Here is a 1,798-nt window from a genome sequence, read left to right as displayed (position 1 = left end):
CAGCCACGCCACCCACATCGAGCAAAGTTGTGACGTGGAACATACGACGGCCCCGGTTAACCGTCAATTACGGGCTGTGTGCACAAAATTAACTAAAGTTACCAACTAGTAGCTTGATCTTTCGCTGGATGATGTTGCCAAGATGAAACATTCACTTTTGAAGGATTCACTTCAGAGCGCCTGATGCACCCGCTCCGCACCGATCCGATCGATCCGGTCGCGGCCCCACGCGCCCAGCGGCTCGAGCGCCGCGTTCAGTGCGACGCCGAGGCCGGTCAGCCGGTACTCGACACGCGGCGGGACCTCGCGGTACACGGTCCTTTCGACGATGCCGTCTTCCTCCAGCTCACGCAGCTGCTGGATCAGCATCTTCTCCGAGACCCCCGGCAGCCCCTTGCGCAGTTCGCCGAAACGCCGGACACCGAAGTTCTCCAGCTCCCACAGGATCAACGCCTTCCACTTGCCGCCGATCACATCCATCGCGGCATCGATGCCGCAGAAGTACGGTCCCGATCGCTTCGCGCCCATCGCGCATCCTCTCTACCTGTTCACACACCAATTAGTAAGTACCAGACAAAATAGTAGGTACTTGTCGAGTCACCGGGTATCGAGCAGTCTTGGTTGCGGCGCGCTGACCAGGACGTTCTCGAACCCAAGGAGTTGAAACCCGCAATGGCGGAAACCACGAACACCCCGGTAGCCATCCTGGGACTGGGTGCGATGGGGCAGGCCCTCGCCGCGACTTTGCTGAAGGCCGGCCGCACGACGTCGGTCTGGAACCGCACCCCCGGCAAGGACGCCGACCTCGTCGCCGCCGGAGCTCTCGGCGCCGCGACTGTCTCAGACGCAATCAGCGTGGGCGGCCCGATCATCACCGTCCTGTTCGACCACGCTTCGGTACACGCCACCCTCGACCCGGTGGCCGACCAACTGGCAGGCCGGCAGCTGATCAACCTGACCACCACCGCGCCGGAAGAGGCCCGTGAACTCGCCCGCTGGGCAGCCGAGCACGACATCGCCTACCTCGACGGCGGAATCATGGCGGTGCCGCCCATGATCGGCCAGCCTGGCGCCTCCATCCTCTACAGCGGCTCGCAGACCGTCTTCGACACTCACCGCGAGACCCTCGAATTGCTCGCTTCTGCCGAGTACTTCGGCGACGACGCCGGCTTCGCGTCGACCTACGACTTCGCCCTGCTCGCCGCCATGTACGCCATGTTCGGCGGCTTCCTGCACGGCGCGGCCATGATGCGTTCGGTCGGCGTGCCCGCCGCCGAATTCGCCCAACGAGCCGCCGCATGGCTCACCGCGATGACCCAGACACTCCCCCTGCAGGGCCAAGCCATCGACGCCGCCGACTACACCGGCGTCTTCATCCAGCCCATCGCCTTCCACAAGGCGGCCCTCGACGCGATCAACCGCGCCAGCCGCGACGCGGGCGTCACCCTCGACTTCGTCGCCCCTCTGAAGAACCTCCTGGACCGCCAGGTAGCCGACGGCCACGGCCCCCTGGCCTTCGAACGCACATTCGAAGAACTCCACTGATCCACCACGCGGGCCGCGCCAGGCGAAACCCGGCTCGGCCCGCGCCGATCCACCCCTCGGCAACCCTCCAACAATCCCCAGGTCAGGCCGCGATTTGGTCCACGCCCGGTGATCCGATAATCTTGCTGAGCACACCGGTCCGGGTGGCGGAATGGCAGACGCGCTAGCTTGAGGTGCTAGTGCCCTTTATCGGGCGTGGGGGTTCAAGTCCCCCTCCGGACACAGAAAACGACTCATTTCTGCGACAGAAAAC

General features: G+C 64.2%; 2 protein-coding genes and 1 tRNA gene. 2 read left to right on the top strand and 1 reads right to left on the bottom strand.

The features are described 5' to 3' along the window. Positions 1–171: 171 nt before the first annotated feature. A complete protein-coding gene (locus IU459_RS23290; RefSeq protein WP_195131693.1) occupies positions 172–528 on the bottom strand; it encodes a winged helix-turn-helix transcriptional regulator in 357 nt (118 codons plus the stop codon). Positions 529–672: 144 nt separating this feature from the next. Here IU459_RS23290 and IU459_RS23285 point away from each other — a divergent pair, with 144 nt between their 5' ends. Both IU459_RS23285 and IU459_RS23280 read left to right on the top strand, forming a co-directional pair. Then, positions 673–1,545, top strand: a complete 873-nt coding sequence (locus IU459_RS23285; protein WP_195131692.1) for an NAD(P)-dependent oxidoreductase — start codon at positions 673–675, stop codon at positions 1,543–1,545. A 137-nt stretch (positions 1,546–1,682) separates the two neighbouring features. Beyond that, positions 1,683–1,767, top strand: a tRNA-Leu gene (locus tag IU459_RS23280). Positions 1,768–1,798 lie beyond the last annotated feature (31 nt).

The organism is Nocardia amamiensis (genome assembly GCF_015477605.1).
GTDB classification, from domain to species: Bacteria; Actinomycetota; Actinomycetes; order Mycobacteriales; family Mycobacteriaceae; genus Nocardia; species Nocardia amamiensis_A.
This window is presented reverse-complemented; position numbering and strand designations above follow the sequence as displayed.

Bases quoted from the DNA above. Each gene is read 5' to 3' on its own strand.
- IU459_RS23290 (WP_195131693.1), bottom strand. From the start codon at position 528: ATGGGCGCGAAGCGATCGGGACCGTACTTCTGCGGCATCGATGCCGCG.
- IU459_RS23285 (WP_195131692.1), top strand. From the start codon at position 673: ATGGCGGAAACCACGAACACCCCGGTAGCCATCCTGGGACTGGGTGCG.